A 25301-nucleotide genomic window follows, 5' to 3' on the forward strand; every position below is an offset into this window, starting at 1 on the left:
ATGACGAAGAGGGTGTCATCAGTCCCTCTCCGCAATCGCCTCGGCCAGCGCCAGCGTACGCTTGGCCATTTCCGCATGAAGCCGTTCCACCATGCGGCCGTTGTGGCTGATGGCGCCCTTGCCTGCATTCTCCGGCAATTCGAACAGGGCGACGATGTCGCGCGCCTTTTCGACATCGTCGCGCGATGGCGCGAAAATCTCGTTCGCCACCGCGATCTGGTTGGGATGAATCAGCGTCTTGCCGTCAAAGCCGCAATCGCGGCCCTCGATGCATTCCGTGCGCAAGCCTGCCTCGTCCGACAGGTTGTTGTAGACGCCATCGAGAATGTCGATGGCATAGGCGCGCGCTGCGGCCAACGCCGTCATGAGCCAGGGCATCATTGCCGCACGTCCGGGGTTGAGACGCGCGCGGGTGTCCTTCGCGAGATCGTTCGTGCCCATGACGAAGCAGGAGAGACGCGAGGCGTCGTCCTGCGCCACGGCGGCGATGGCCTGCGCCTGCAGGATCGCGAGCGGTGTCTCGATCATCGCCCACACACGGGTCTTCTCCGGCGCATCGAGCGCGTCCAAGCGCTTGCCCACCTCAAGCAGGTCGTGGGGTGACGAGACTTTGGGAATGAGGATTGCATCCGGCGCAGCCGATGCTGCCGCCGCCAGATCCGCCTCGCCCCATGGCGTGTTGAGCCCATTGATGCGGATCACGAGTTCCCGCGCGCCATAGCCACCTGTGTTCACCGCCGCGCAGACCGCCTCGCGCGCTTCTGTCTTCAGATCAGGCGCGACGGCGTCCTCCCAATCGAAGATCACCGTGTCGGCGGGAAGTGTCTTGGCCTTCTCGACGGCGCGGCCATTGGAGCCGGGCATGTAGAGAGCACTGCGGCGGGGGCGGATCGCGATCATGATGGTTCCTCGAAAACGCATTCGGTTTTAATGGAGGCTCTAACCGAATAGCAATGTCATTCCCGGCCGGATTGTCAGAGGAGGGGGAAGGGGATCCACTCACACGCCGCGGCGTGGATCCCCTTCCCGGCCCTGTGGGCCGCCGGGGATGACACTGGAGGCATATCGATGACGTGGGTCGCGGGCGTGGACGGCTGCCGGGCCGGGTGGATCGCGGCGCTCATGCAGGTGGGCCATCCCGCCTCTGCCAAGATCGTAGTGGCGTCGACGCTCGCAGCCATCGCCGATGCACCGGAACAGCCTGCCGTGATTGCCGTCGACATGCCCATCGGCCTGCCTGAGCACACGGAAGGCTCCGGGCGAATCCCGGAGCAACTCGTCCGCCCCCTTCTCGGGCAGCGGCAATCTTCCGTTTTCGCCATTCCTTCGCGACTGGCTGTCTATGCGGCCGATTACGGCGAAGCCTGCGCCTTGGCGCTCGCCACCTCCGACCCGCCGCGAAAAGTGTCGCGACAGGGCTTCGGCATCTTTCCGAAGATCCGGGAGATCGATGCGCTGTTGCGGGCGCGGCCCGACCTGATGGACAAGGTGTTCGAGGTCCATCCGGAACTCGCCTTCTGGGCCCTGAACGGGGGCCAAGCTCTCGACCAGCCGAAGAAGGTGAAGGGCGTTCCTTTCGAGCCCGGCATGCGCCTGCGCCGGGCGCTTCTCGACCAATCGGGGCTTCTGCCCGAAGCCCTTATCAGTTCCCCTCCCCCGCGAGGCGCGGCGGCCGATGATCTTCTCGATGCATTGGCGGGGTTGACCGTGGCGCTGGATCTCGCGACAGGTGGAGGACAACCTTTTCCCGACCCGCCCGGCCGTGACGCCCACGGCCTGCCGGTCGCCATCTGGACGCTCCGCAGGCTCTCATGACCATAACCCGCGCCGACATCGAAGCCGCCCACGCCCGCATCGCTCCCCATATCCGCCGCACGCCGGTGATGACAGTGCCTGGAGCCTTTGGCCATGAGGGTCCGGTGAGCCTCAAGCTGGAATTCCTGCAGCATGCAGGCTCCTTCAAGTCGCGCGGCGCCTTCAACACGCTCCTGTCGAATCCCGTTCCGGCCGCCGGTGTTGCGGCGGCCTCAGGCGGGAACCACGGCGCGGCGGTGGCTTATGCGGCCAAGCAGCTCGGCGTGAAGGCCCGCATCTTCGTTCCCGAAATCTCGAGCCCCGCAAAGGTGGCCGTCATCCGCTCCCACGGCGCGGAGGTCGTGATCGGTGGCGCGCGCTATGCGGACGCGCAGGAGGCCTGCGATCGCTACGTAGCCGCGACCGGCGCGCTGCGCATCCATCCCTTTGCCGCCGAGAGCACCATGATCGGCCAGGGCACGGTGGGCCTCGAATGGGAACAGGACAGCCCCGCCCTCGACACCGTTCTCGTGGCCGTCGGCGGGGGCGGGCTCATCAGCGGCATCGCGAGCTGGTGGGCTGGCCGCGTGAAGGTGGTGGGCGTGGAGCCAGAAGGGTCGCGTGCGCTCCATGCGGCGCTCCAGGCTGGAAGGCCTGTCGATGTTGACGTGGATTCGGTCGCCGCCGATTCGCTCGGGGCCCGCAATACGGGCGATCTCGTCTATTCCATCTGCAGCAGGACCGTCGATCACGTGGCCCTCGTCAAGGATGAAGCCATCCGCGAGGCGCAGGCGCTTCTCTGGCGCGACTACCGCATCGCGTCGGAACCCGGTGGCGCAGCGGCACTGGCGGCATTGATCTCCGGGGCTTATAAGCCTCAGCTCAGCGAGAGGATCGGCATTCTCCTGTGCGGAGCCAATGTCGAACTCGCGAAACTCGCCGAACTCACGCATCAATAACCGAGGAGCGATCCATGTTTCCGCAGCGCCTGACCGACGGTTACCGTGCCTTTGTCGACGAACGTCTTCCCCGTGAACGAGGTCGCTTCGAGGCTCTTGCGGAAAAGGGTCAATCGCCGGAGGTGATGGTGATCGGCTGCTGCGACAGCCGCGTGTCACCGGAGGTGATCTTCGATGCGAGCCCAGGCGAGCTGTTCGTCGTGCGAAACGTGGCAAACCTCGTGCCGCCTTTCGAGACCGGCGGCGATTATCACGGCACCTCGGCGGCCCTCGAATTCGCGGTGCAGGCGCTTCGCGTGAAGCATATCGTGGTGCTGGGCCATGCCCGCTGCGGTGGCGTGCGTGCCTTTGCCGACGAGACGGCTCCTCTCTCGCCGGGCGATTTCATCGGCCGCTGGATGAGCCTGATCAAGCCTGCGGGCGAACGTCTCGGCCCGCATAACGGCAATCTGGAAGAATACCTTCCCCGGCTCGAACTCGCCGCCATCGAGAACAGCCTGAAGAACCTGATGACCTTCCCGTGCGTGCGTATTCTGGTGGAGCGCGGCAAGCTGGAACTTCACGGCGCTTACTTCGGCGTGGCAACCGGCGTGCTGCTGGTGCGCGATCCGGAAACCGGGGAGTTCAAGCCTGTGGTGGACAACATGCCGGAGCGAGTATCGATATTCTCCGCCCGCGATGCGGGACCGCTTTAGGCCGAACAGTTTCGACACCGCGTGACATGCGGGCGCTACGGCCGTTCGTCCGGAACGATTCGGCTCAGGCCGGGTTCACCAACAACACGGAGGTCGTGTTGGGAGTCGATCCGTGTTGGGTCGCGGCAAGGCTTATTCCGGCACCTGTGCCATCGCTGTCGCCAGTCTTCTCTGCGGATTGAATGCCGCAACGCTGCCACTGGACGCGCAGCCTTTTTCATTCCCGGCTGATCAGCCGGCAATGAATGAGCCTCGTGCCAGTTTCGACGAGCGCTTCTCGCCCGATCTCAGGACAGAACCTTTTTTCACGCGCCCTGAGGTCCAAAACCTTCTTGCATCGCTGCCGTCGTCACCCGCTTCTGCCGATGTGCTCGTTGCTGGTCCTGAGCCCGGCGCGCCAGAATCCGAAACGGAAGAAGGCATGCCTGCCGAACCGCAGCCGGTGGAGGATACGGCCTCCGTGACAGCACAGAAGCCAAGTTCTGAGGCCACCACATCCGCTCCCAATCTCGAAATACAACTGCCGGAGTTTCCGCCGCCTCCGCCTCCTGCGGATGTCGTCTTGCCGTCGGCGGAAGAGATCGCGGCGACGACACCGCCACAAGCGCCTCCCCAAGCGCCATCAGATATATCCAGCGCGATCAGGTCGGAACCCGATCGTCGGGCTGACGCGTCGGAACAGTCGATGTCTCAGCCGCAGGCCGAAAAGAAAGCAAACCTGAAGAAGCAGGCGGAGCAGGGACGCGCCCGCGTGAAGAAGCAGACGACGGCCCGACATGAACCAGCCGTTACCGGCACTTTTCCCAGCTGCCGGGCGGGAGCTGTTTGCGTCTCGCAGCAGCAGACCTTCGCGATCTTTTTCGGCTTCATTGCAGGGGCACTTCTAGGAGGCCCTATCGGCGCCATCGCAGGCGGAACAGCCGGCGCCATTCTTACGGCTCCGGATAGACCGCAAGAGGGAAGATCCGATCCTCCGCCGCGGCGGTAGTCGCCTGCCGGGGCCGCTGTCTCAAGCAAAAAGGCCGCCGAAGGCGGCCTTCTCACGTCTTTGATGCAGGAGAACTTACGCCGCCTGCTTCTTCGCCTTCAACAGGCCGCGATTGGCCATGGCTTCCGCGATCTGCACGGCATTGAGCGCCGCGCCCTTGCGCAGATTGTCGGAGACGCACCAGAAGGACAGGCCGTTCTCGACGGTGATGTCCTCGCGGATGCGGGAGATGTAGGTGGCGTCTTCGCCGGCCGCCTCGTGGGGCGTGATGTAGCCGCCGGGCTCACGCTTGTCGACCACCATGATGCCGGGTGCCGCGCGCAGGATCTCACGGGCTTCGTCCGCCGTGATCGGCTTCTCGAACTCCACGTTCACCGCTTCCGAGTGGCTGATGAAGACCGGCACGCGCACGCAGGTGGCGGTGAGCTTGATCTTCGGGTCGAGAATCTTCTTGGTCTCGGCCGTCATCTTCCACTCTTCCTTCGTATACCCGTCCTCCATGAACACATCGATATGGGGGATCAGGTTGAAGGCGATGCGCTTCGGGAACTTCTTCTCCTGCACGTCCTGCAGCGAGTAGAGCGCCTTCGTCTGGCGGTCGAGCTCGTCCATGCCTTCCTTGCCCGCGCCGGAGACCGACTGGTAGGTGGCGACGACCACGCGCTTGATGGTCGCGCGGTCATGGAGCGGCTTCAATGCCACGACGAGCTGCGCGGTGGAGCAGTTGGGGTTCGCGATGATGCCCTTCTTCATGTCGCGGAGCGCCTCGGCATTCACCTCCGGCACCACCAGCGGCACCTCGGGGTCATAGCGCCAAGCGGAGGAGTTATCGATCACCACCGCACCCTGAGCGGCAATCTTCGGCGACCACTCCTTCGACACCTCGCCGCCGGCAGACATGAGGCAGAGATCGACATCCGAGAAGTCGTAAGAGTCGAGCGCCTTCGTCTTCAGGGTCTTGTCGCCGTAGGACACTTCCGTTCCCTGGCTGCGGCGGGAGGCCAGCGCCACCACCTCGTCAGCCGGGAAAGCCCGCTCCGCCAGGATGCTCAGCATCTCGCGGCCCACATTGCCGGTCGCACCCACGACGGCGATCTTGTAACCCATTGGACTTCTCCTGTTGTCGCTCTCCCCGGGAAAACTCATGAACCCTGTTCGGGTGTCGCCTCTCGCCCCGACGGGAGAGAGGACCGGGGACGACGAGGCTTATTCGGCCGTCGCTTTCACGGCCGTCGTGGCGGTTTTCGTTTTGCTCGTCGTGAGGGTGAGCAGCGCCATTGCCTTCGTCCATTCGCAGGCCCAGTCTGGACCTCGATAACTTCACCAACACACCAAAGGTTCGTTCTCGTCAAGCGTTCTCTGCAAGAATCCGACGATTAAGGGCGAAGCTCAGCAATAACCTTGCGTTTACCTTGCTTAGCAAAACCTTTCGAGGCTTAGGCACTGCTACGGTAGAACATGCTCAAGACAGCCCAAGCGACGGGTGTGGTGAAGCGCAATGGCACGGGCCGGTTATCCTGCATGGGATGAGGACGAGACGTTCTTCGACGAACGTCCGGCCCGCCGTGCACGGAAGAAACCCCTGCGCTGGTTCCGCATGATCCTCATGTCTTCCCTGATGATCGGAGGACTGGTCTATTTCGCGCAGCACAAGAGCAGCGAGGTGCAGGTGGCGGCCCGCAAGAGCGTGCCCGCCTCCGTCCTGATCGCCCCCGCTCCCGTCTGGACTCCGGTTGCCCCGACGCCGGCCCTCTACGTGATCGAGAGAGCCTCCGCTCCCCCGACCGTGGAGGCACGCCAGCACACGAGCGGCGCGCGGGAAGACGCCCTGACACTGGGCCGCTTTGGCGATGCCCGGCATGCCAGGCTCACCCTGATCCAAGGCTCGCCGGACCCGGCGCGCAGCTTCTTCGTCGATATCGTGCGCCGCGCGGCGGAGGTCGGGCTTGCGGTCTCGCGCAATGAGCAGAGCCGGTTGGTCGCCACCAAGTTCGGACCCGTGGAGGCCGCCGCCATGACGCTCGTCGGCAAAAGCGAACAGGAGTGCCAGACCTTCCGCTTCGCCGATCACGATTCCGGCTTCGGTTTCCAAGGCTGGATGTGCGGCGCGGATGCAGCCGGTATGGACGACGCGCAGCTTGCCTGCTTCATCGACGGCATCACACTTGGCAGTGCAAGCAGCCCATCCTTGAAAGCCTTGTTCGTGCGCGCCGAGAGGAGCCGCACGGAAGCCTGCGGCGTTGCCTCCCACACCGCCGCGAGTGGTGTCAGGACACCTCCCCGACCCTGACCGCCACCCGGTGCATGACGTTGCAGCCATAGCCGTTCGGGTTCCAGTTGACGGCCCGGAACGGCTGGGCCCGGCCATGTGAGTCGGTCGCGCGGGCGAAGATCTCGTAATAACCGTCGCCTGGGAGTTCGATGGTCGCAGCCCAACGTACCCAATCGTACCGATTGCGCGGCGGCGTCATCTGCGCAGGCACCCAGGTCGTGCCGCCATCGATGGAGCAATCCACGTGAGTCACCGCATCATCGCCCGCCCAGGCCGCGCCCCGCACCGTGATGGTCCGCGTGCCAGCCTCATAGCTTGAACCATGGGCCGGTGCCGTGATGATGCTGCGCACCGGCATCGATTCCAGAATCCGGGTCTCCGCATGCTTCCCATCAAAGCCCGGCGGAAGCGGGTGAACCGGAACACGGTAGGACAGACCCGTCATGCCTGGACCATCATGCTCCCGGTCGCGAATCCAGATCCGTTTCAGCCATTTCTGACTCACCGAACCAGGCCAGCCCGGCACGATGAGGCGCAAAGGCCCGCCGTGAATGAAAGGCAAGGGCTCGCCGTTCATGGCCCAGGCGAGCAAGGTGTGCTCTTCCAACGCCTTCGCGATCGGCACACCACGCGACATGGCCTGCCGCTCCATGCTTCCGGTCTTGTCCGGATCAGCTCCGAAATGACCGGTGAAGAACGCCGTGTCTTCCAGACCTGCCGCATACAGGACATCGCGCAGCGAAACGCCCGTCCATTCCGCGCAACCGGCACCGCCGTTGGTCCAGGCATTGCCTTCCGCTTTCGGCTCGAAGAAGGAGCGTCCATTGCCGCCGCATTCGAGCACCATGCGAAATGTTTTGGCCGGGAAGCGGCTCTTCAGCTCGGCCACGCTCAGATCGAGCGGATGCTTTACTTTTCCATCGATGGCGAAGCGCCACGCCTCCCGGTCGTCCGCCCTTTCAGGCAAGAGGCCGTTGTTGCGGATGAAGAATCGCGCAATCGGTGTCGTGTCATCGTCGAGAAGCGATTCCGGCGTCTCGGCGACAAGCGGCGTTTCACCTAAAATCGTGAGGCGATCCTTCCCGAACAGATCGAGCGCACTCATCCGATCCTGCATGGCTTTTTGCCCCTCATCCTTTGGTGAACCTCGCAATTCCAAGGAACCATTTTAGGCAGGTCGCCTTGTTCTGACAGCCTTTGAATTTGTTCACGACGGCTCAGCGAAACCTGCTGGCGCCGACCCTGGAGATTTGCAAAATGCGCCGCTTCACTGTTATCGGCTTGGGCATGGTTGCAGCTCTCGGTGCTTTCTCAGTGGCAGCCGAAGCGCAGGCTCAGGACCGTCCTCTCGTCTTCCGCGTTCAGCCCCGCAGCTTCTTGGACCCTGGCCCTGTAGCGCCGGTGGGCTCCCTCAACCGCTATGCCACGCAGGGGCAGCTGTCCTACATGACGAATCCGCCGTGGAACAACCATCGCGACCGCTTCGGCGAAGGCGTTCTGCCCGATCCGATCGGCGGGCCGTTCGTGGGTGCTCGTAACCCCTTCCCGCCGCTCGGCTACACACCGGATGTCGAAGCCACGGGTTCGATCCGCTAGCGCATCGTGCGAAAAAGTGGACCCGGTTTTTCGCGTCTCACGATACGCTGCTCTCAGAAGGAAGCATCGGATCGAATCCCAAAAGTGGATTCCACTTTTGGGTCCGATGCTCTAAGCTGCAACAAACAAAAAGCCCCGGCATGACCCGGGGCTCTTTCGTGTCTGACGCTAGGCGCCGGAGCTTTTAGGACAAAGCCTCCAGCTCCTTCACGATGGCATCGCCCACGTCCTGCGTGCCGACCGCGTTCGTGCCGGGAGCCGCGATGTCCTTGGTGCGAACACCGGAAGCGAGCACGTTGGCGATGGCCTTCTCCAGGCGATCCGCCTCGTCGATGAGGCCGAAGGAATAGCGCAAAGCCATGCCGAAGGAGCCGACCATGGCGATCGGGTTGGCAAGGCCCTTGCCCGCGATATCGGGCGCCGAGCCGTGCACCGGCTCGTAGAGTGCCTTGCGCTTGCCGGTTTTCGGGTCTTCCGCGCCGAGCGAGGCGGAAGGCAGCATGCCGAGCGAGCCGGTGAGCATGGCCGCGATGTCGGAGAGGATGTCGCCGAAAAGATTGTCGGTGACGATCACATCGAACTGCTTCGGATTGCGCACCAGCTGCATGGCGCAGTTGTCGGCGAGCACGTGCTCGAGCTCGACATCCGCATATTCCGCCTTACCGATTCGCGAGACCACCTGGCGCCAGAGTACGCCGGTCTTCATCACGTTCATCTTCTCGGATGAGGACACCTTGTTCCGCCGCTTCCTGGCGAGGTCGAAAGCGACGCGGGCAATGCGCTCGATTTCACCTGTCGTGTAGACCTGCGTGTCGACGGCGCGCTGCTGGCCGTTCTCCAGGGTCACCAGCTCCTTCGGCTCGCCGAAATAGACGCCACCGGTGAGCTCGCGCACGATCACGATGTCGAGCCCCTCGACCACCTCGCGCTTGAGCGAGGAGGCATCGGCGAGAGCCGGATAGCAGATGGCGGGGCGCAGGTTCGCGAAGAGGCCGAGATCCTTGCGCAGGCGCAGGAGGCCCGCCTCCGGGCGCACGTCATAAGGCACGCTGTCCCACTTCGGGCCGCCCACCGCGCCGAAAAGTACGGCATCGGCCGCCTGAGCGCGGCCCATGGCTGCTTCAGAAATGGCCTTGCCATGGGCGTCGTAGGCCGAGCCGCCGACGAGGTCCGTCTCGGTCTCGAAGCCGACACCGCGCTTGCGGAACCAGCCCACGATCTTCTCGACCTCGCGCATGACCTCGGGGCCGATGCCGTCGCCGGGGAGAAGGAGAAGCTTGTGCGTTGCCATGGCATGGGTCCCTTGTTGTGCGAAATGGATGTTGGTTCTTAAAAAGCCGAATGGGCCGCTTGGCAAGCGCTTCCGGCCTTCGCCGTTAGCCGAAGGGCTGCAAGGGAAGGGTACTATCCCTCATCCTGCCGCCGGTCTCGGGGTGTGCGCACCACGGTCACCGAGCACGGGGCTTCCGCCACCACCTGCGACGAGACGCTGCCGAGATACCGCCGGAGCGCCGAGGAGGCGCGGGCGCCGAGAACGATGTGATCCACGTTATTGTGGCGTGCGTAATCGATGAGGGCGGCGGCCGGGTCGGTCGCTTCCAGCACGCTGTAGGTGATCCGCTCCTTCGGGATATCGAGGGTTGCACCCCAGTGCTTGAGCTGGACGAGGCGCTGGACATGGAGGCTGCGCCCCTCCTCGTCCTCCAGAACATCGACGGCGAGACGCGAGAGCTTGAGAACGTTCACGCAGGCGACCCGCGCCTCCTTTTCCATGGAGAGGATACGCCCGATCAAACCGCGCTGCGCCTCGACCAGATCCGCATTGCCTGGAGAGAGATCGATGGCAACGAGAATGATCGGGGCTCTGGAGAGCTGGCCCACGATATTGGGCGCCTCCAAGGTTCTCGCCTTGCGGGCCTTGAGCCAGCGGCGAAACGTCTTCATGCCGCTGTCGCGCTCGAGCCGCTCGGCCCGCTCGGTGAGCTTCACCTGATCCGGGTTTTCGAGATCGAGCGCGAGCTGCGCTGCCGTGGCATAGCGATCGTTCGGATCAACCTCCAGGCAGCGCAGGATGATCTCCTGGAGCCAGGACGGGCAGTCAGGATTTTTGGCGCGCGGTGGCACCGGATCGCGCCACAGGCGGCGGCGGATCTGGCCTCCCTTCGGCGTGCCGAAGGGGCGCTCGCCGGTGACGAAGAAATAAAGCATCACGCCGAGCGCAAAGAGATCGCTGCGCGGATCGGCGCGATCCTCCAGCACCTGTTCGGGCGCCATGTAGGGCGTGGTGCCGAAGGGCTCGCGGAATTCCTCTGCCAGGAGATCGGGCAATTGCTCATGCCGCGCGAAGCCGAAATCGATGAGCACGGCCTCGCCGGTTTCGCGGAACATGATGTTGCTCGGCTTCACGTCGAGATGAATGACCTTCTGGAGATGGAGGTCGTGCAGCGCGCGGGCCACTTTCGCGCCGATCTCCACGACCTCGCGCCAGGGCAACGGCACATCGGAGAGACGAGCCTTCAGCGACTGACCCTGGATGCGCTCCATGACGATATAGGCCTGCGGGTCGAGGGGGCCTGCCGCGACGAAGCGGGGCACGTGCCGGCCGCTCAAGCGCGGCATGATCATCTGCTCGGTCTCGAAGCAGACGATGGGGATCGGATCGTCGCTGTCGATGAGCATCGGGAATTTCATCACGAGAGCCTCGGACCCAAAAGTGGATTCCACCTTTGGGCTCAATCCGATGCTCCCCTTTTCAAGTGGCGCTTTGCTTTGAGCGGGAAACCGGGGCCATTTTTCACTGCCGTGGCCCTTCGGCTCGCTGACGCGGGCCTCCGGTTCCGCACGAGGCGCGGGCGGCGTCGGGTCGCCTTCGCGCTCCACCGACCAGATCTGGGCCATGCCCCCAGTGCTCAAATGCTCATGAAGCGTGAACCCGTCGATCTCCATGCCGGGCTCGAGGCGAAGGCGCATGCTCAGCGACCTTCCTCAAGGCGCTGGGCGAGCTTTTCGGGAAGACCCGCTTCCCGCACCTTTCGCGCTGCCGTCGCATTGTCGTAGGGCACGCGGAAATAACGCAGGCTCTGGCGCGCCGTGTCGAACACCGCATAGTTCGCCGCCGGGATTCCATCACGCGGCTGGCCCACGGCGCCGACGACCGCGAGCCATGAGCGCGTGGCAAGCAGGGGAATCTCGTTGTCCGCAACGGGCGAGAAGGAGCCGACCTTCGCCGTGGTGCTCATGTGATAGAGCATCGGCACGTGAACATGCCCGCAGAAGGTGATGTGAGCCTCGACCCGGCTGAAATGCCGTGCCGCCTCCAACGTATCGGTGATGTAGTGCCAGCTCCGCGGCGCATAGCCATTGGCATGGACGTAGAGAACATTTCCCTCCTCATGGATCAGAGGGAGATCGGCCAGGAAGGCGCGCTGCTCCATGCCGAGCTGACCTCGGGTCCAGCGGATCGATTCCCGGGCGAGGATGTTCATATCCTCGTCGGCCCCGTCGATAGCGGCGTCGTGATTGCCGAGGAGTGCGACAGCGCCCTGATCCACGAGCGTCCTGACGGTATCGACGACCCAGGCGGGATCGGCGCCATAGCCGACATAATCGCCGAGAAGAATGAATCGGTCGACGGAGAGCGAGCGCGCATGCGCCAGGCAGGCCGAAAACGCCTCGCGATTGCCGTGAATGTCAGTCAGGAGCGCAATGAGCATGGGCGCACTAAACTCCCAACATTGCCTTACCGCAACCTAGCCAATGGGCGGCTGCGAGAGCTTATTGCCTAGAGCATGGACCCAAAAGTGGATTCCATTTTTGGGATCGATCCGATGTTTCCTTTCAAAAGGCGCATCGTTTGTTGCGGAAAACCGGATCCACTTTTCCGCACGATGCGCTAGGCGGGCCGCCTCGTGAGCAAGAGAGCGACCCCGAACCCGATCATCGTCATGCCGGACAGCTTGTTCAACCAGCCAAATATATTCCGGTTGCGGGACAGACGGTTCAGGCGGTGGCCGAGCACTGCATAGAGAAAGACGGCAATCACTTCGAGCGCGAGGAACACAGCACCCACGATGGCGAAGCTCAGCCAATACGCGCCGGGCTCGATGAATTGCGGCAGGAAGGCCGTGAAGATCAGGATCGCTTTGGGATTGCCGATAGCGGTCCAGAACTCCTGCAGCGCCAGCGCCTTGAGGGGCCGCCGGTTGCCGGATGTCAGGGGCGTCTCGATAGCGGCACTGCCTCTCAGGATCTTGATGCCGAGCCAGATCAGATAGGCCGCACCCGCCCATTTCAGGATCGTGAACGCCATCTCGGAAGCTGCCAGCACGGCTCCGACGCCAAGCGCCGTCAGCGCGATCATGAAGGCGAAAGCCACAAGGCGGCCCGCCGAGGCCATCACGGCGGTGCGGATCCCATCCTGCAATCCATATGTCAGGGACAGCAGGTTGTTGGGCCCGAACGCCATGTTGAGCGCGAAGCACCCGGGCACGAAGAGAAGCAGGACGCTCCAGGACACGGCCGTTTACCCCCGCAGCGCTTCCAGCACCTTGCCGCCGGGGCGGCCGCGCGGTTCAAGTCCGATGCGGCGCTCCACGTCCTTGATGGCCTCGCGGGTCTTGGCGCCTATCTTGCCGTCCGGCTCGCCGACATCGTAGCCGCGTGCGGTGAGAAGCTGCTGCAGCTCGCGACGCTGGGCGCGGGAGAGTGGAGGATCGTCCGTAGGCCAGGCGGTCCGGATGCCGGGCAGACCTTTCATGCGGTCGCCGAGCAGCGCGATGGCAAGACCATAGGACTCGGCGGCGTTGTAGGAATAGACCGCGTCGAAGTTCTTGGTGACGAGGAAGGCCGGGCCGTTCACGCCGGCCGGAATGATGATGCCGGCCTGGTAATTGCCCTGCACCGGCTTGCCGTCCATGCGGGTCACGCCCATGGCGGCCCAGGACGACACAGGACGCTTGTTCTTGCGACCGGCCAGGCTCGCATTGAAGTTCTGCGGCAGACGCACCTCGTAGCCCCAGGGCAGGCCGTTCACCCAGCCCGCCTTCTTGAGGAAGTTCGCCGTCGAGTGCACCGCATCCGGCACGGAGGCCATGATGTCGCGACGCCCGTCGCCATCACCATCGACGGCAAGACGCTGGAAGGTCGAGGGCATGAACTGCGTGTGACCGAAGGCGCCAGCCCAGGAGCCGCGCAAGTTGGCCGGGTTGATGTCCCCGTCCTGCACGATCTTGAGGGTCGCCATCAGCTCGCCCTTGAAATACTCGTTGCGGCGTGGCGCGTAGCAGACAAGCGTGGAGAGCGACTGCACCAGAGGCCGCCCCCCGATATCCTTGCCGAAATTGGATTCCACGCCCCACACGCCGGCAATCGCATAGCGGTCGACGCCGAAGCGTGCCTCGGCGGATGCGAGAGCCTGCCCCCATTGACGCATGGCGGCCTTGCCGTCCTGCACGCGCTCGTCATCCACCAGCGCCGCGAGATAGTCCCAGATCGGGGTCTTGAACTCCGGCTGGTTCTTCATGAGGTCGAGGATCGTCAGATCCGGCTCCACATCGCGGGTGGCGATGTCGAAGGCCTGGCCGGAGATGCCCTTGCCGGCGGCTTGGCCGCGCAAGGAGGACAGGCACGAGCGGAAATCCGCCTGGGCGAAGGCTGAAGGAGCGGCGTTCAGAGAGAGGATGCCGAGGAGTGCGGGAACAAGGATGCGTTTCATGCCCGCGACCTTGCAGGCAATTTGGTTAATCTTATGGAAACGGGGCAGCACTCGACCGTCATGCCCGCACGTCTTGCGGGCATCCACGTCTTATTGATGCGACCTTTCTAGGACGTGGATGGCCGGGGCAAGCTCGGCCATGACGATGCGTGAATTAAATAACGCTTAAGCCCAAGCGCGTTCGGAGAGCTTCTTCTCGAAGCTGTCGATGGCGGAGGCCTTCTCAAGCGTCAGGCCGATGCCGTCGAGACCGTTGAGCATGCAGTGCTTCTTGAACGGGTCGATGTCGAAGGTGATCTTGCCGCCGTCGGGGCCACGGATCTCCTGGTTTTCCAGATCGATGGTCAGCGTGGCGTTGGCGCCGCGGCTCGCATCATCGAAGAGCTTTTCCAGGTCCTCAGGGCTCACCTTGATCGGCAGAATGCCGTTCTGGAAGCAGTTGTTATAGAAGATGTCGGCGAAGCTCGTGGAGATCACGCAGCGGATGCCGAAATCCAGCAGTGCCCAGGGAGCATGCTCACGGGACGAGCCGCAGCCGAAATTGTCACCGGCAATCAGGATCTTGGCGTTGCGATAAGCGGGCTGGTTCAACACGAAATCCGGGTTCTCCGAACCGTCCTCGCGATAGCGCATCTCGGAAAACAGACCCTTGCCGAGCCCTGTGCGCTTGATGGTCTTCAGGTACTGCTTGGGGATGATCATATCGGTGTCGATATTGATGATCCGCAGCGGCGCCGCGACGCTTTCCAGCACAGTGAACTTGTCCATGGTCTCAAAACTTCCTTCAGGCGGCATAGGGCCATCGTGAAGTGCCTCATATCAAAGGCTTCCCGAAAGGACTAGCCTCACGTTGGTCGCGCCCGGCAAGATTTTTTCGTCTGCCAAGCTCTTCGCGCAACCTTATGAGGCTAGAGCATCGGACCCAAAAGTGGAATCCAATCCGATGCTCCTATTTCAACAGCGCATCGTTGGGCGCGGAAAACCGGGTCCACTTTTCTGCACGATGCGCTAGAAGGCCGCCGCCTCGATGGCCTTCATGTCGTCGTCCGAGAGGCCGAAATGATGGCCGATCTCGTGCACCAGCACATGGGTGACGAGAGCGCCCAGGCTCTCCTCGTGCTCGGCCCAGTAGTCGAGGATCGGGCGGCGATAGAGCCAGACCATGTTGGGGAACTGGCCCGTCTGCATCGTCGCGCCGCCTTGCGCGAGACCGATGCCGCGAAAGAGGCCGAGGAGGTCGAAAGGCGTCTCGCAGCCCATGGCCTCCATGGTCTCGTCATCGGGAAAATCCTCGACGCGGATGACGACGCCCTCGCAGAGCGCGCGGAACTCCTCCGGGAGGCGCGCGTATGCCGCTTCCGCGAGCACTTCGAAATCCCCAAGAGAGGGAGCGTGGAGATGGGCCCAGTCGGTCATAGGCTCAGAGGATGCCAAGCTGAACCAGAAGCCACAAGCCGAGAACGACAACGCCAACCAGCGACAGCCCTCGCCCGATGCGGCGCCCCCAAAGCTCGACAGGGTCCGTGCTGCCGTCCTCGGCAGCCCCCACCGCATCGCGGCCGCTGAAATGATCCTGCGCCTGTCGGCTCATGCGCGCGAGCGCGGAGGAGCCGAGAGATTCGGAGTCGCGCCGCACACGCTCCAGTGCCTCGCGGGCTTCGCGTTCGCGCTCCTGCTCGTTCATGAAGGGCTCCTCAAGGATTTAAGATTTCCGCAACCATAAGCGCCATTGGGGCTTAAATCCAACGGAACGCCTCGCGGCCTATGCCGTTGATACCCCCGAATAGGCAACTCGAAGTGAGGCTTCAATGCGTAAGATTCTGGGTATCCTGGCATTCGCCGGGCTGGCCGCTTTCGGCTCCGCGACGGCGTCGGCCCAAGGCGTCGGTGTGCATGTCGGCCCGTCCGGCGTTCATCTGACGCAGGATCGTCCCGCTTATCGTGAGCGTATGGTCGAGCGCCGTGTGGTTCGCCCGGCTCGCACGCGCACCGTGTGCCGCACGGAATATCGTGAACGTGTGCGCCCGAGCGGCGTCGTGGTGCGACGCCCGGTGGAGATCTGCCGCCAGGTGGTGGGTAGCCGCCGGGTCTACGTGGACTAAGCGCTTCAAGTATTCAGGCGTGAAAGGCGGCGGTTCGTAGGAGCCGCCGCCTTTGCATTTGTCGCCTCCGCTATGAAGCCGGAGGGGTCAATTCATAGACCACATATCCGCGGGCTGCAGGCTCGCGCACAGGCTTCAATCCCCACCCGTGGCGCTGCAGGTCATGGGCCAGATCGCCCCAGAATTCATCGTTGAGAATGACCGCATGAGTCACGCGGTTGCGTTGGGCGATCTCGTGCACGGCAACATGCCGCTCCTGCGCGCGGCTCGGCAATGTCCAGCGGCGATGATCCTCGATCGAGCTCGGCGTCTTGAGCCCGACGATATCGAACAGGGTAAAGGGCGTAGCCCAGGCGAAATAACCGGCATCGTGAATGAGAATGCGGGCGTCATTGGGCAGATGCTCCCTGGACCATCGCGCAGCCTCGTCCAGCTCCGCCGTGAACCGCCGTCCGCCCACCACGTGCGGCCACGTATTGAAGCCGATGACGATATAGACTGCGGCCAGCGCGCCAAAAGCCCATCTCATGACCCTGCTGTCCCGCGTGGCGATGCCCCAGCCGAGCAGGCCGATCGGCAGGAGCGGATAGCAATAGCGATAGAAGTTATGAAACAGGCCTCCTGGAAAGGTCACGGCGAACATGAGGAGGATGACCGCCAACGAGAGCAGCACCGGAACGCCCATGGACATACGCCTGAGGAACACCAGCGCCAGCAGAAACGCTCCGACACCGGACTGAACCGTGAAGATGAGCGCGATCTTGAGCTTGAACCAGAACGGATAGAGCTCTTCCGCGAAAAAGGCGCGCTTGGCCGATGCCGTCAGCGGCGTCACGGATCCGGTTGCGATCCATGACCAGAGCAGCCAGGGCGCGGCCGCAAGAGCGGCAAGCGCGAAATCGACGGCGATGCGATCCATCGTGTGTCGTTGTTTCCAGGCGCGCCACACCAGGAGCGTGCCGGCCAGAACAGCGAGTTCCGGCCGAATGAACGGCATCAGGCCGCAGAGAAGCGGCAGGAGAAAGCGTGAGCCGGAGAGGGCCAGCACCAGCGCCCACGTGACGACTGCCATCGCAAGCCCGGTCTCGAGTCCGTTGAACAGGTGGTAGGGCACATGGGCGGCCAACAGGCCGAGCGCGACAAGTCCTGCCGCAATCCGGCGCGACGGCTGCACCCAGAAGGCCAGACGGGCGAGGCCCACCCCGTAGAGAATGGCGGCCGCGAGATTGAGGAGATAGCTGGCGAGCGGCAGATCGAGGATCAGCCCCAACCCGGCAACGAGGGCGAGATGCACCGGGCTCGTTGCGCCCACGAGGGCCGGAACGCCAAAGCCCCGGTCAGCGCCTTCGAGTAGGACCCGCGCATTGTGGAGCGTGATGTAGGCATCATCGAGCGGAAAGGCGATGGGCCAGCAGAGGACGAGCCCCACGAGGCCGGCGACCGCGACCAGTGCCGCGACGGCCCATTCGAATGTCCGGTGCCCCTGCACGTTCTTCGCGCCGCCCACGACGACGCCCCTCGTTCAATAAAAAGACGGCGGCTCGCTGGAGCCGCCGTCTCAATGTTCGTTGTCTGACTGAAAACTTTGTTACTTCCAGTTGCGGATGTCGACGAAACGACCTGCGATCGCTGCTGCCGCCGCCATGGCGGGGGAGACGAGGTGCGTGCGGCCCTTGAAGCCCTGGCGGCCCTCGAAGTTGCGGTTCGAGGTGGAGGCGCAGCGCTCACCGGGAGCAAGGCGATCCGCGTTCATGGCCAGGCACATGGAGCAGCCGGGCTCGCGCCAGTCGAAGCCCGCGGCCTTGAAGATCTTGTCGAGGCCTTCGGCTTCGGCCTGCATCTTCACGATGCCGGAGCCGGGAACGATCATGGCATTGACGCGCTCATGCACTCGTCTGCCTTCGACGACCTTCGCGACAGCGCGCAGATCCTCGATGCGGCCATTGGTGCAGGAGCCGATGAACACGCGGTCGAGTTCGATGTCCGTGATCTTTTGGCCTGGCTTGAGGCCCATGTATTCCAGCGCGCGCCACTTGGAGAGACGCTTGTTCTCGTCCTGGATATCGTCCGGGTTCGGCACCACGCCGGCAACCGAGATCACGTCCTCAGGAGACGTGCCCCAGGTGACGATGGGGGGCAAGTTCGCGGCATCGAGCTTGATTTCGGTGTCGAAGAACGCGCCCTCGTCCGTGCGGAGGCTGTCCCAATAGCGCACGGCCGCTTCCCAGGCCTCGCCCTTCGGAGCCTTGGGGCGGTCCTTCAGATAGGCATAGGTCTTCTCGTCGGGAGCCACCATGCCGGCGCGGGCACCGCCCTCGATGGACATGTTGCAGATCGTCATGCGGCCTTCCATCGACAGCGAGCGGATGGCCTCGCCCGCATATTCGATCACGTGGCCGGTGCCGCCGGCGGTGCCGATCTCGCCGATGATGGCGAGGATGATGTCCTTCGCCGTGACGCCGGCGGGCAGCTGCCCGTCCACGGTCACGCGCATGTTCTTGGCCTTCTTCTGAATCAGCGTCTGGGTGGCGAGCACGTGCTCGACCTCAGACGTGCCGATGCCGTGGGCCAGCGAGCCGAAGGCGCCGTGGGTCGAGGTGTGGCTGTCGCCGCAGACGATGGTCATGCCGGGCAGCGTGAAGCCCTGCTCCGGACCCACCACGTGGACGATGCCCTGACGGGTATCGAGTTCGTTGTAGTACTCGACACCGAATTCCTCGGCGTTCTGGGCAAGCGTTGCCACCTGGGTTGCGGATTCGGGATCCTCAATGCCATGGGAGCGATCGGTGGTGGGCACGTTGTGGTCGACGACCGCGAGCGTCTTCTGCGGCTGGCGCACCTTGCGGCCGGCCGTGCGCAGGCCCTCGAAGGCCTGAGGCGAGGTCACTTCATGGACGAGGTGGCGGTCAATGTAGAGAAGGCACGTCCCGTCATCCTGCTGATCGACGACGTGGTCGTCCCAGATCTTGTCATAGAGGGTACGGGCTTTTGCCATGGGTGTCTTCCAACAATGAAAAATGTCGTGGTCGTCTTCTAACGGCACACGAACGAGAGGAAAAGGTGTCCTGAGCGCGCACCGCTTTGAAAGGATCGCATAGCTGATTGCCCGAAAGGCGCAATAAAATTTTTTGCGCCGGGCATCGGGCCCAAAAGTGCGCCCCACTTTGGGCCCGAGCTCCCTTTCCAAGGCAATGCATCAGCGACGCTTATCGCCATAAACAAAAAGCGCGGTTCGCACCGCGCTTTTCGGGAAACTTACTGAATGAAGGCCTTACTCGGCAGCTTCAGGAGCCTCGCGGCGCTCGGCGCGCTCGGCGATACGGGCCGACTTACCGCGACGGTCGCGCAGGTAGTAGAGCTTGGCGCGACGGACGGCACCGCGGCGCACGACCTTGATGGACTCGACGTTGGGCGAATAGATCGGGAACACGCGCTCCACGCCTTCGCCGTAGGAAATCTTGCGGACCGTGAAGCTCTCCTGGAGGCCGCCACCGGAACGGGCGATGCAGACGCCTTCATAGGCCTGCACGCGGGTGCGCTCGCCTTCCTTCACCTTCACGTTGACGATCACGGTATCGCCGGGCTGGAAGTCGGGGATGTTCTTGCCGAGCTTGGCAATCTGCTCCTGCTCGAGCTGCTGGATGATGTTCATGGTCTTACTCCTGCCGTTGCATGGTCTTGAGACATGCCCAAGCCAGCGGGATTTCGGCGTCCTGTTTTAAGTTGAGGCGGGCCCTATACAGGAGTTTTCCCACTTTGTCGATGGGAATTCGGCCCCAACCTTCACCCGATGGCCGGGAGCCTGCGTTTGACGGGCGATGTCTTGACGATGGAGGTGCTCGTCTGGGCGCGCTGGGCAATCCGTTCAAGGATCGGGTCGAGTTCCTCGATGGACCGCAGGAGGTAGCGCGCCACATAGCAATCGTCGCCCGTGACCTTGTCGCATTCCACCACCTCGGGGCTCTCCACCAGGAGTTTCTCGACAGCGTGGAGCTGGCCTGGCAGGGGGCGGATGCGCACGATGGCGGTGAGCGTATAGCCCAGGGCCTTGGGGTCAATCTCGACCCGATAGGCCCTCACCACGCCGTCTTCCTCCAATCGACGCAGACGCTCCGCCACGCTGGGAGCAGACAGCCCCACGCTCCGGGCCAGCTCCGCTATCGGCAGACGCGCATTCTCCGAGAGAAGCGCGATCAGGGCTTGGTCGACCTCATCGAGGACATCGCTTTTGTTTCTGAGGTTCTTTGCTGGAGCTGCCATTAATCCATGAGCCAAAAAGGTTGATCCGGCTTCGAATCATAAAGTACGCCGCCTCCTGAAAGGGGTAAAGTGCCATCTCGTTCAGGAGGACAGGCCATGAAGACGTCAACCACGCTATCCGGACGGCTGGAAATGATTGCCGCAATGGTGCTTTCAGGCACCATCGGCTTTTTCGTCGTCGAATCCGAGCAGAGCGTCTGGAACGTGGTGTTCTTCCGCTGCCTGTTCGGCGCCGTCAGTCTCTTCGTCTATTGCGCAGCCAAGGGTCTTCTGCTGCCCTGGCGCTTCACGAGCAAAGCCCTGAGCCTCGCGCTTTTGGGCGGTGCGGCCATCGTTCTGAACTGGGTGCTGCTCTTCTCGTCCTACAGCCACGCATCGATCTCGATCGCCACCGCCGTCTACAACACGCAACCCTTCTTCCTCATTCTGCTCGGCGCGGTTCTGTTCGGCGAGCGGCCTACAGCGGACATGCTGGGTTTCGTCGCCCTTGCCTTTGTCGGCCTCCTGCTGGTGACGCAGATCGATGCGGGAAGCCTGACCCTGACGAGCGACTACATGATCGGGCTCCTCCAGGCCTTGGGGGCCGCCCTGCTCTATGCGGTGGCTTCCGTGATCATCAAGCGCCTCAAGGGCTTTTCGCCTCATGTGATCGCCCTCGTGCAGGCGATCCTCGGCACGTTGATGCTTCTGCCTCTTGCCGATTTCTCCCATCTGCCCATCGATGCAACGCAATGGGGATGTCTGGTGGTGCTCGGCGTGGTTCACACCTGCATCATGTACATCTTCCTGTACTCGGCCCTTCAGAAGCTGCCGACGACGGTGATTGCGGTGCTCTCCTTCACCTATCCGGTGGTGGCCATCCTCGTCGATCACCTGGCCTTCGGCCGCATGCTCTCGCTCAACCAATGGAGCGGCATCCTGCTGATCCTGATTGGCAGCGCGGGAGTGAACCTCAAATGGCAGCTGGGTTTGAGCCGCTTCATCGGTCGCGCGGCGATGGAGCGTGGATGATGCAACACTCAGGATCAACCGCAGGTACGATGCGTCTGCGGGCGACGAGTCCAGCTCCTTATTAGTATCCGGCGGAGCCATGGCGCCGATCTTGGCGGCCATGTCCATGCACGACGCCTCTGATCCCGTAGAGCCTGTCGTTGCGGGCGCATCCAGCGCAGGTCCCGCCCTCTCCTGTCTGGCCGAAATGGAATTTTTCCAGATCGGCGAGACGCTGCGTGCATGGTCCGGCGATACCAGGCCCGACAAGAACAAATGCAAGTGATGTTCCGAGGACGATTTCGCTGACCATGCCGACCTCCTCTGATCGAAGGCCCCGCCTCATTAATCGTCCGGTTCGGATCAACGTTCCGCGTGTGGAGACGCCGGACCGATGCGAGCAAAGAGATACCGGTCGAACCAGTGTGGGAATGCCCGTGCCAGCTCTTTCGGACCCTCCACTGTCAGACCCATCCGCTTTGCCTCGGCAAAGTCGACGTCCCCACGCCACCACGCGGCCAAGGCGTGCAGGCGCGCCCGGACGCGCAGAAGCTCCGGGAAGCCCGGGTTGTGAGTGCAAAGCGAGACTTCGCCAGCCTTCAGGAGCATGAAGCGTGGCTTCTGCTCCTCGTCGATCTGGAAGCGCACGATCATCGGGTCCTTGGGCAGCGCATCGGAGCGGACACGCCTTTGCATGTCAACGAGGACGGGTTCAGCATCGAGATCCTCATCTTGCGCATGCCGTGGCAGCCATCGCTGGCCCCAGCGGCCCAAGGCACTCACCAATTCGGCGAGATCCCGGCCCGCCTCCGTGAGCTTGTATTCGGAACCATGCTCGCCCTCGATGCGTGTGACGGCTCCGACATGAACGAGTTCCTGCAGCCGCTCCGAGAGCATGGTGCGGGAGATGCGTGGAATACCGCGACGGATGTCGTTGAAGCGCCGGCTGCCGCAGAGAAGCTCGCGCACGACAAGCAAGGTCCAGCGCCCGCCGATAGCCTCGTGGGCGCGTGCAACGGAACAGAACTGACCGTAACCCGACATGCTCAAGCGCTAGCACGGGTCATTCAAGCGGAGAAGTCCGGATTTTGGACCTGACATGGCGATCACGCGCGCCTATCGAAGATTTCGGATCATCTCGCGAAGAAAGCGCAGACCATGAGCGAAAAGCAGCAGAGCATTCTTGAGCGCGTCGGCAACACGTCCCTGTTCGCCTTGCGGAAGATCGTGCCGTCGAACGGCGCTCGCATTCTGGTGAAGCTGGAAAACGAGAATCCCACGGGCAGCATGAAGGACCGCATGGCACTTGCCATGATCGAGGCAGCGGAGGCGGATGGACGCTTAGCATCAGGCGGCCCGGTCGTCGAATATACCGGCGGCAGCACCGGCGTGTCCTTGTCCCTCGTCTGTGCAGTGAAGGGGCATCCCCTCCACATCGTCACGTCCGATGCATTTGCGCGGGAAAAGCTCGATCACATGAGGATTCTGGGAGCGAAGCTCCAGGTCATTCCGAGCGACTCGGGGCGCATGACGGAAAAGCTCACCAAGGACATGATCGAGGCGGCCCGCGTCATCGCTGAGGCGACCGGTGCCTTCTGGACGGACCAGATGAAGAACCGGGATCAGCTTGCGGCCTATCATGCGATGGCGGATGAAATCTGGAGCCAGACAGACGGACGCATTGACGGCTTCGTTCAGAGCGTGGGCACGGCGGCTTCCCTTCGCGGAATCACCGAAGGACTCAGACGGCATCACGATCGCATCGACATCGTCGCCGTAGAGCCTGCCGAATCCGCCGTCCTGTCAGGCGGTCCTTCAGGCGCCCACAAGATTGATGGAATCGGCGCGGGTTATCTCGTGCCGCTCTGGCATAAGAACATCGCCCAGACAATCGAACGGGTCTCGACGGAAGAAGCGATGGCGATGGCTTTTCGGTTGGCGCGAGAGGAAGGTCTCTTCGCGGGAACATCCACGGGCGCCAACGTCATCGCCGCCCTGCGGCTCGCCAATCGATTGGGCCCGACGGCCACCATCGTCACCGTGATGTGCGATACGGGGATGAAATATCTCAGAGCCTATGGTGCGAAGCTCGGAGAGAGCTTCGAGCGCTGACGGGGAAGAGCCGTTATCGCTCCAGCAGATCCGGCCGTCTCTCCCGCGTGATCCGTTCCGATTCTTCGCGGCGCCAGCGCTCGATGACGGCGTGGTTGCCCGACAGCAGCACGTCGGGAATCGTGCGCCCCTCCCATTCGCGGGGACGCGTGTAATGCGGATATTCGAGACGGTTCGACTCGAAGCTCTCTTCCCTGCCGGAGGCCTCCTTGCCCATGACGCCAGGGAGCAGCCGGACGCAGGAATCGAGCACGATCATCGCCGCCATCTCGCCGCCGGAGAGCACGTAGTCGCCGATGGAGATCTCTTGCAAACGGCGCGCCTCGATCACCCGCTCGTCCACGCCTTCGAATCGGCCGCAGACGATGACGACGCCAGGACCGGCGGCAAGTTCGCGCACATAGGACTGCGTGAGCGGCTTCCCGCGTGGGCTCATGAGGAGCTTCGGTCGCGGATCATCAGCCGGTATCGCCGCATCGATGGCATTGGCCAATACATCGCAGCGAATTACCATGCCGGGTCCGCCGCCCGCGGGCGTATCGTCCACCGCGCGGTGGCGGCCGAGACCGTGATCGCGGATGTTTTTCGTAGCCAGCGACCAGACACCACGAGAAAGCGCATCGCCGGAGAGCGACAGGCCCAAGGGTCCTGGAAACATCTCAGGGTAGAGCGTGAGGATGGTCGCCGAAAAACTCACGCGCGATCCTCACCGGGTTCAGGCTTGCCGATTTCGAAGAAATCGTCAGGGAGCGCCGCCACCAGGCGCTTTCCGGCGATGTCGATCACGGGCACGAAAGCCTTGGTGAACGGCAGAAGCGCGGTCGGGCCCTTTTGCGCAGGCGCGATTTCGAGAAGATCGCCGCCGCCGTAATTGGGCACACCAACGATGGTGCCGACGGTCTCGCCCGCCTCGTTCTGAACGGAAAGACCGATCAGATCCGCGAGCAGGAATTCGTCTTCTTCGTCAGGGGGCGGAAGCTTGTCGCGCTCCACATAGAGTTGCACGCGGTTCAACGCCTCGGAGGCTTCGCGCGTGGTCACCCCGTCGACGACGGCGATCAGCAGATCGGGCGCGCCGCCGGGAGCGGGTCGGACAGTCTTGAGAGTGTAGGTTTTGCCATTCGCCGCAATCAGCGGCTTGTAATCGGCAATCGCCTGCGGATCGCCGGTATGGGATTTCAGCCGCACCTCGCCTTTCAGGCCATGCGCGCGACCGAACTCGCCGACCAGGACGAGATCGTCCCTCATGTTTGCGGGTGGAGCCTCCTGCCTCTGGCGAGGAAGAGGCTTGGAGGAGGGGGTGGGCGCGCCCTTCGACAGGCTGGCGCCAGCACCCCCACCCCTGCCCTTCTCTTGAATCGAGAAGGAAGAAGTGGAGCGCTGGTTGAAGCGCTCCTTCTTCGTCATGGTGCTTACGCAGCCTCGCCTTCGCCAGCCGCAGCAGCCTTGGCTTCAGCGCGCTCCTGGGCCTTCTTGCCCGGAACGGCCTTCTGCGGGTTGTTGCGAGCCGGACGCTTCAGGAGGCCGGCGGCGTCGAGGAAGCGCAGGACGCGGTCGGTCGGCTGAGCGCCCTTGGCGAGCCAGGCCTGGATCTTCTCGACGTCCAGGTTGACGCGACCGGCGTCATCCTTCGGCTTCATCGGGTCATAGGTGCCGACCTTCTCGATGAAGCGGCCATCGCGCGGGGAGCGCGAATCGGCAACAACAATGCGGTAGTAGGGACGCTTCTTCGCGCCACCGCGGGTGAGACGGATCTTCAGGGACATGGGTAACTCCTTCTAGTGTCCTGTGATCAAACCTTGTGCCGTTCCAGATCAGTC

At 63.2% G+C, this 25301-nt stretch carries 30 protein-coding genes; 11 read left to right on the plus strand and 19 right to left on the minus strand.

Annotated features, from left to right (window positions below; translation table 11 throughout):
- Window positions 1-18: 18 nt before the first annotated feature.
- Entirely contained in the window at window positions 19-900 is an 882-nt protein-coding gene (locus tag AA309_RS17060; RefSeq protein ID WP_047190200.1) for an HpcH/HpaI aldolase/citrate lyase family protein, read from the minus strand.
- Window positions 901-1068: 168 nt separating this feature from the next.
- On the opposite strand from AA309_RS17060, the gene AA309_RS17065 reads away from it, so the two are divergent.
- The 4 genes from AA309_RS17065 (at window position 1069) to AA309_RS17080 (ending at window position 4436) form a co-directional block, all read left to right on the plus strand.
- Complete coding sequence (locus AA309_RS17065) at window positions 1069-1815, plus strand: DUF429 domain-containing protein (protein WP_047190201.1); 747 nt, start codon at window positions 1069-1071, stop codon at window positions 1813-1815.
- On the plus strand, window positions 1812-2753 hold the full coding sequence (locus AA309_RS17070; RefSeq protein ID WP_047190202.1) for a threonine/serine dehydratase: 942 nt from the start codon (window positions 1812-1814) through the stop codon (window positions 2751-2753). Before AA309_RS17065 ends, AA309_RS17070 begins: the two co-directional genes overlap by 4 nt.
- 14 nt (window positions 2754-2767) lie before the next feature.
- Window positions 2768-3448, plus strand: a complete 681-nt coding sequence (locus AA309_RS17075; RefSeq protein WP_047190203.1) for a carbonic anhydrase — start codon at window positions 2768-2770, stop codon at window positions 3446-3448.
- Window positions 3449-3560: 112 nt separating this feature from the next.
- Entirely contained in the window at window positions 3561-4436 is an 876-nt protein-coding gene (locus AA309_RS17080; RefSeq protein ID WP_150117609.1) for a hypothetical protein, read from the plus strand.
- Window positions 4437-4511: 75 nt separating this feature from the next.
- Here the strand turns inward: AA309_RS17080 and AA309_RS17085 are convergent, their stop codons facing one another.
- The gene (locus tag AA309_RS17085) at window positions 4512-5543 is read right to left on the minus strand and encodes an aspartate-semialdehyde dehydrogenase (RefSeq protein ID WP_047190205.1); all 1032 of its coding nucleotides are present in this window, start codon (window positions 5541-5543) and stop codon (window positions 4512-4514) included.
- A gap of 37 nt (window positions 5544-5580) precedes the next feature.
- On the opposite strand from AA309_RS17085, the gene AA309_RS35260 reads away from it, so the two are divergent.
- A complete protein-coding gene (locus AA309_RS35260) occupies window positions 5581-5754 on the plus strand; it encodes a hypothetical protein (RefSeq protein WP_160310481.1) in 174 nt (57 codons plus the stop codon).
- Window positions 5755-5934: 180 nt separating this feature from the next.
- Entirely contained in the window at window positions 5935-6726 is a 792-nt protein-coding gene (locus tag AA309_RS32155; RefSeq protein ID WP_052954783.1) for a hypothetical protein, read from the plus strand.
- Here the strand turns inward: AA309_RS32155 and AA309_RS17095 are convergent.
- Window positions 6704-7813, minus strand: a complete 1110-nt coding sequence (locus AA309_RS17095) for a sulfite oxidase (RefSeq protein ID WP_244470388.1) — start codon at window positions 7811-7813, stop codon at window positions 6704-6706. The genes AA309_RS32155 and AA309_RS17095 overlap by 23 nt on opposite strands.
- A 152-nt stretch (window positions 7814-7965) precedes the next feature.
- Here AA309_RS17095 and AA309_RS17100 point away from each other — a divergent pair, with 152 nt between their 5' ends.
- The gene (locus AA309_RS17100) at window positions 7966-8304 is read left to right on the plus strand and encodes a hypothetical protein (RefSeq protein ID WP_047190207.1); all 339 of its coding nucleotides are present in this window, start codon (window positions 7966-7968) and stop codon (window positions 8302-8304) included.
- 184 nt (window positions 8305-8488) lie between these two features.
- On the opposite strand, the gene leuB is transcribed toward AA309_RS17100, so the two are convergent.
- From leuB to AA309_RS17140, 8 genes are all read right to left on the minus strand, one after another.
- Complete coding sequence (gene leuB / locus AA309_RS17105; protein ID WP_047190208.1) at window positions 8489-9595, minus strand: 3-isopropylmalate dehydrogenase; 1107 nt, start codon at window positions 9593-9595, stop codon at window positions 8489-8491.
- A 113-nt stretch (window positions 9596-9708) separates the two neighbouring features.
- Window positions 9709-11274 carry a serine/threonine protein kinase gene (locus AA309_RS17110; protein ID WP_047190209.1) on the minus strand — a complete coding sequence of 522 codons (1566 nt, stop codon included), beginning with the start codon at window positions 11272-11274 and terminating at the stop codon, window positions 9709-9711.
- 2 nt (window positions 11275-11276) lie between these two features.
- Entirely contained in the window at window positions 11277-12017 is a 741-nt protein-coding gene (locus AA309_RS17115; protein WP_047190210.1) for a metallophosphoesterase family protein, read from the minus strand.
- Window positions 12018-12196: 179 nt separating this feature from the next.
- Window positions 12197-12820, minus strand: coding sequence for a LysE family translocator (locus tag AA309_RS17120; protein WP_200902002.1), 624 nt, complete (start codon window positions 12818-12820; stop codon window positions 12197-12199).
- A 6-nt stretch (window positions 12821-12826) separates the two neighbouring features.
- Window positions 12827-14017 (minus strand): lytic murein transglycosylase, encoded by a 1191-nt coding sequence (locus tag AA309_RS17125; RefSeq protein WP_047190211.1) that lies wholly within the window; start codon window positions 14015-14017, stop codon window positions 12827-12829.
- A gap of 165 nt (window positions 14018-14182) precedes the next feature.
- A complete protein-coding gene (gene leuD / locus AA309_RS17130) occupies window positions 14183-14785 on the minus strand; it encodes a 3-isopropylmalate dehydratase small subunit (protein ID WP_047190212.1) in 603 nt (200 codons plus the stop codon).
- 240 nt (window positions 14786-15025) lie between these two features.
- Window positions 15026-15433, minus strand: coding sequence for a metallopeptidase family protein (locus AA309_RS17135; RefSeq protein WP_047190213.1), 408 nt, complete (start codon window positions 15431-15433; stop codon window positions 15026-15028).
- A 4-nt stretch (window positions 15434-15437) separates the two neighbouring features.
- On the minus strand, window positions 15438-15701 hold the full coding sequence (locus tag AA309_RS17140; RefSeq protein WP_047190214.1) for a hypothetical protein: 264 nt from the start codon (window positions 15699-15701) through the stop codon (window positions 15438-15440).
- A 124-nt stretch (window positions 15702-15825) separates the two neighbouring features.
- Between AA309_RS17140 and AA309_RS17145 the strand changes: the two genes are divergently transcribed.
- On the plus strand, window positions 15826-16119 hold the full coding sequence (locus tag AA309_RS17145; RefSeq protein ID WP_047190215.1) for a hypothetical protein: 294 nt from the start codon (window positions 15826-15828) through the stop codon (window positions 16117-16119).
- Window positions 16120-16189: 70 nt separating this feature from the next.
- Here AA309_RS17145 and AA309_RS17150 read toward each other — a convergent pair whose 3' ends face one another.
- The 4 genes from AA309_RS17150 to AA309_RS17165 all read right to left on the minus strand — a co-directional run bounded on the left by AA309_RS17150 (window position 16190) and on the right by AA309_RS17165 (window position 20379).
- Window positions 16190-17626, minus strand: a complete 1437-nt coding sequence (locus AA309_RS17150) for a hypothetical protein (RefSeq protein ID WP_047190216.1) — start codon at window positions 17624-17626, stop codon at window positions 16190-16192.
- Between the two features lie 81 nt (window positions 17627-17707).
- Complete coding sequence (leuC, locus tag AA309_RS17155) at window positions 17708-19114, minus strand: 3-isopropylmalate dehydratase large subunit (RefSeq protein ID WP_047190217.1); 1407 nt, start codon at window positions 19112-19114, stop codon at window positions 17708-17710.
- A gap of 276 nt (window positions 19115-19390) precedes the next feature.
- Entirely contained in the window at window positions 19391-19771 is a 381-nt protein-coding gene (rplS, locus tag AA309_RS17160) for a 50S ribosomal protein L19 (RefSeq protein ID WP_047190218.1), read from the minus strand.
- A gap of 131 nt (window positions 19772-19902) precedes the next feature.
- A complete protein-coding gene (locus AA309_RS17165; protein ID WP_047190219.1) occupies window positions 19903-20379 on the minus strand; it encodes an Lrp/AsnC family transcriptional regulator in 477 nt (158 codons plus the stop codon).
- Between the two features lie 96 nt (window positions 20380-20475).
- Here AA309_RS17165 and AA309_RS17170 point away from each other — a divergent pair, with 96 nt between their 5' ends.
- Together AA309_RS17170 and AA309_RS17175 are read left to right on the plus strand one after the other, a co-directional pair.
- Entirely contained in the window at window positions 20476-21390 is a 915-nt protein-coding gene (locus AA309_RS17170; RefSeq protein WP_047190220.1) for a DMT family transporter, read from the plus strand.
- A gap of 79 nt (window positions 21391-21469) precedes the next feature.
- Window positions 21470-21655 (plus strand): hypothetical protein, encoded by a 186-nt coding sequence (locus AA309_RS17175; protein WP_047190221.1) that lies wholly within the window; start codon window positions 21470-21472, stop codon window positions 21653-21655.
- Between the two features lie 77 nt (window positions 21656-21732).
- Here the strand turns inward: AA309_RS17175 and AA309_RS17180 are convergent, their stop codons facing one another.
- The gene (locus tag AA309_RS17180; RefSeq protein ID WP_047190222.1) at window positions 21733-22413 is read right to left on the minus strand and encodes a winged helix-turn-helix transcriptional regulator; all 681 of its coding nucleotides are present in this window, start codon (window positions 22411-22413) and stop codon (window positions 21733-21735) included.
- Between the two features lie 114 nt (window positions 22414-22527).
- On the opposite strand from AA309_RS17180, the gene AA309_RS17185 reads away from it, so the two are divergent.
- A complete protein-coding gene (locus AA309_RS17185) occupies window positions 22528-23481 on the plus strand; it encodes a PLP-dependent cysteine synthase family protein (RefSeq protein ID WP_047190223.1) in 954 nt (317 codons plus the stop codon).
- A gap of 13 nt (window positions 23482-23494) precedes the next feature.
- Here the strand turns inward: AA309_RS17185 and trmD are convergent, their stop codons facing one another.
- The 3 genes from trmD to rpsP are packed head-to-tail and all read right to left on the minus strand — an operon-like array spanning window position 23495 to window position 25247.
- Complete coding sequence (trmD, locus tag AA309_RS17190) at window positions 23495-24178, minus strand: tRNA (guanosine(37)-N1)-methyltransferase TrmD (RefSeq protein ID WP_047190224.1); 684 nt, start codon at window positions 24176-24178, stop codon at window positions 23495-23497.
- Window positions 24175-24888, minus strand: coding sequence for a ribosome maturation factor RimM (rimM, locus tag AA309_RS17195; RefSeq protein ID WP_052954784.1), 714 nt, complete (start codon window positions 24886-24888; stop codon window positions 24175-24177). The genes trmD and rimM overlap by 4 nt, the downstream gene beginning before the upstream one ends.
- 5 nt (window positions 24889-24893) lie before the next feature.
- A complete protein-coding gene (gene rpsP / locus AA309_RS17200; protein ID WP_047190225.1) occupies window positions 24894-25247 on the minus strand; it encodes a 30S ribosomal protein S16 in 354 nt (117 codons plus the stop codon).
- Between the last annotated feature and the right edge of the window lie 54 nt (window positions 25248-25301).

Source organism: Microvirga vignae (genome assembly GCF_001017175.1).
Lineage (GTDB): Bacteria > Pseudomonadota > Alphaproteobacteria > Rhizobiales > Beijerinckiaceae > Microvirga > Microvirga vignae.

Bases quoted from the DNA above. Each gene is read 5' to 3' on its own strand.
- AA309_RS17060 (WP_047190200.1), bottom strand. From the start codon at position 900: ATGATCGCGATCCGCCCCCGCCGCAGTGCTCTCTACATGCCCGGCTCC.
- AA309_RS17065 (WP_047190201.1), top strand. From the start codon at position 1,069: ATGACGTGGGTCGCGGGCGTGGACGGCTGCCGGGCCGGGTGGATCGCG.
- AA309_RS17070 (WP_047190202.1), top strand. From the start codon at position 1,812: ATGACCATAACCCGCGCCGACATCGAAGCCGCCCACGCCCGCATCGCT.
- AA309_RS17075 (WP_047190203.1), top strand. From the start codon at position 2,768: ATGTTTCCGCAGCGCCTGACCGACGGTTACCGTGCCTTTGTCGACGAA.
- AA309_RS17085 (WP_047190205.1), bottom strand. From the start codon at position 5,543: ATGGGTTACAAGATCGCCGTCGTGGGTGCGACCGGCAATGTGGGCCGC.
- AA309_RS35260 (WP_160310481.1), top strand. From the start codon at position 5,581: ATGAACCCTGTTCGGGTGTCGCCTCTCGCCCCGACGGGAGAGAGGACC.
- AA309_RS32155 (WP_052954783.1), top strand. From the start codon at position 5,935: ATGGCACGGGCCGGTTATCCTGCATGGGATGAGGACGAGACGTTCTTC.
- AA309_RS17095 (WP_244470388.1), bottom strand. From the start codon at position 7,813: ATGAGTGCGCTCGATCTGTTCGGGAAGGATCGCCTCACGATTTTAGGT.
- AA309_RS17100 (WP_047190207.1), top strand. From the start codon at position 7,966: ATGCGCCGCTTCACTGTTATCGGCTTGGGCATGGTTGCAGCTCTCGGT.
- leuB (WP_047190208.1), bottom strand. From the start codon at position 9,595: ATGGCAACGCACAAGCTTCTCCTTCTCCCCGGCGACGGCATCGGCCCC.
- AA309_RS17110 (WP_047190209.1), bottom strand. From the start codon at position 11,274: ATGCGCCTTCGCCTCGAGCCCGGCATGGAGATCGACGGGTTCACGCTT.
- AA309_RS17115 (WP_047190210.1), bottom strand. From the start codon at position 12,017: ATGCTCATTGCGCTCCTGACTGACATTCACGGCAATCGCGAGGCGTTT.
- AA309_RS17125 (WP_047190211.1), bottom strand. From the start codon at position 14,017: ATGAAACGCATCCTTGTTCCCGCACTCCTCGGCATCCTCTCTCTGAAC.
- leuD (WP_047190212.1), bottom strand. From the start codon at position 14,785: ATGGACAAGTTCACTGTGCTGGAAAGCGTCGCGGCGCCGCTGCGGATC.
- AA309_RS17135 (WP_047190213.1), bottom strand. From the start codon at position 15,433: ATGACCGACTGGGCCCATCTCCACGCTCCCTCTCTTGGGGATTTCGAA.
- AA309_RS17140 (WP_047190214.1), bottom strand. From the start codon at position 15,701: ATGAACGAGCAGGAGCGCGAACGCGAAGCCCGCGAGGCACTGGAGCGT.
- AA309_RS17145 (WP_047190215.1), top strand. From the start codon at position 15,826: ATGCGTAAGATTCTGGGTATCCTGGCATTCGCCGGGCTGGCCGCTTTC.
- leuC (WP_047190217.1), bottom strand. From the start codon at position 19,114: ATGGCAAAAGCCCGTACCCTCTATGACAAGATCTGGGACGACCACGTC.
- rplS (WP_047190218.1), bottom strand. From the start codon at position 19,771: ATGAACATCATCCAGCAGCTCGAGCAGGAGCAGATTGCCAAGCTCGGC.
- AA309_RS17165 (WP_047190219.1), bottom strand. From the start codon at position 20,379: ATGGCAGCTCCAGCAAAGAACCTCAGAAACAAAAGCGATGTCCTCGAT.
- AA309_RS17170 (WP_047190220.1), top strand. From the start codon at position 20,476: ATGAAGACGTCAACCACGCTATCCGGACGGCTGGAAATGATTGCCGCA.
- AA309_RS17175 (WP_047190221.1), top strand. From the start codon at position 21,470: ATGGCGCCGATCTTGGCGGCCATGTCCATGCACGACGCCTCTGATCCC.
- AA309_RS17180 (WP_047190222.1), bottom strand. From the start codon at position 22,413: ATGTCGGGTTACGGTCAGTTCTGTTCCGTTGCACGCGCCCACGAGGCT.
- AA309_RS17185 (WP_047190223.1), top strand. From the start codon at position 22,528: ATGAGCGAAAAGCAGCAGAGCATTCTTGAGCGCGTCGGCAACACGTCC.
- rimM (WP_052954784.1), bottom strand. From the start codon at position 24,888: ATGACGAAGAAGGAGCGCTTCAACCAGCGCTCCACTTCTTCCTTCTCG.
- rpsP (WP_047190225.1), bottom strand. From the start codon at position 25,247: ATGTCCCTGAAGATCCGTCTCACCCGCGGTGGCGCGAAGAAGCGTCCC.